Origin of the sequence: Herbaspirillum sp. B65 (genome assembly GCF_000333555.1) — a bacterium.
Lineage (GTDB): Bacteria > Pseudomonadota > Gammaproteobacteria > Burkholderiales > Burkholderiaceae_D > Herbaspirillum > Herbaspirillum rubrisubalbicans.
In genome coordinates, this window is record NZ_BADI01000430.1 from 1 (window position 1) to 1,012 (window position 1,012).

The 1,012-nt window shown below is 60.9% G+C and carries 1 protein-coding gene; it reads left to right on the forward strand.

From position 1 onward, the window contains the following. Positions 1–835: aspartate kinase (locus I5W_RS10265; protein WP_044529141.1), on the forward strand; the 835-nt coding region annotated here is incomplete at its 5' end. Positions 836–1,012 lie beyond the last annotated feature (177 nt).

Here is a 1,012-nt window from a genome sequence, read left to right on the forward strand (position 1 = left end):
CGCCGACGGCAACATCACCACCCTGGGTCGTGGCGGCTCGGACACCTCGGCCGTGGCCGTGGCCGCAGCCATGAAGGCTGCCGAATGCCTGATCTACACCGACGTCGACGGTGTCTACACTACCGACCCGCGCGTGGTCAGCGACGCCCGTCGCCTCAAGACCGTGACCTTCGAAGAGATGCTGGAAATGGCCTCCCTGGGCTCCAAGGTCCTGCAGATCCGCTCGGTGGAATTCGCCGGCAACTACAAGATGCCGACCCGCGTGCTGTCGTCGCTGACCGACCCGCTCACGCCGCTGGCCGAAGAAGCCGCCTCCGGCACCCTGATTTCGTTTGAGGAAGACAAGAACATGGAACAAGCAACCATCACCGGCATCGCCTTCAGCCGCGACGAAGCCAAGATCACCGTGCTGGGCGTACCCGACCGTCCGGGCATCGCCTACCAGATCCTGGGCCCGGTGGCCGATGCCAACATCGAAGTGGACATGATCATCCAGAACCAGTCGGTGGAAGGCAAGACCGACTTCACCTTCACGGTGCCGCGCGGCGAATACGCCAAGGCCGTGGAAGTGTTGAACGCCAGCGTCAAGGCGCATATCGGTGCAGCCGCCATCAATGGCGACACCAAGGTCTCCAAGGTCTCGGTGGTAGGCGTGGGTATGCGCAGCCACGTGGGCATCGCTTCGCAGATGTTCCGCACCCTGTCCGAAGAAGGCGTGAACATCCAGATGATCTCCACCTCGGAAATCAAGATCTCGGTCCTGATCGACGAAAAGTACATGGAACTGGCCGTGCGCGCCCTGCACAAGGCCTTTGACCTGGACAGCGCCAAGTAATCGGCACGACCCGCCGCAGCGAAGACGGCACCGGTAAAAAAACAGTGATTATTTGCAAGGCGACTGTTGACCGGATGCAAATGAGAAGATATTATCTCGGTCTTCGCTGAGGCAACGCAGCAATGCGATAACAGCCTGCAGTGTGGAGACGTGGCCGAGTGTCGAAGGCACTCCCTG